Source organism: Micromonospora sp. DT4, assembly GCF_049841675.1.
Taxonomy (GTDB): Bacteria; Actinomycetota; Actinomycetes; order Mycobacteriales; family Micromonosporaceae; genus Micromonospora.
Map to the genome: position 1 here is coordinate 1 of NZ_JBNCKT010000493.1, position 252 is coordinate 252.

Consider the following 252-nt stretch of genomic DNA (forward strand, 5'->3'; position numbering starts at 1 on the left):
AGGATCGGCGGGGTGCCGGGCGGGGTGGTCCAGCGGCTGTGCGCGGCGTGCGCGGCGCCGTGCACGAGCAGCCCGTATCCGGTGGGCACGAGGCGCTTGTGTCGGGCCTTCGTTGGGTCGGTGGCGTCGGGGCGGTCGGCGATGTAGGTGGCGTCGACCTCGATCCGGTTGAGGGCGGGGTAGAAGCACTCGGGTGCGTCCCCGGCGGCGCCGGGGGCGACGAGGACGGTGAGGTCGGTACGGCCGGTCAGC

At 75.0% G+C, this 252-nt stretch carries 1 pseudogene; it reads right to left on the reverse strand.

The annotated features are described in order from the left end of the window. Window positions 1–251, reverse strand: a pseudogene (locus ACLQ24_RS30645) (VWA domain-containing protein); the annotation flags it as partial. Window position 252 lies beyond the last annotated feature (1 nt).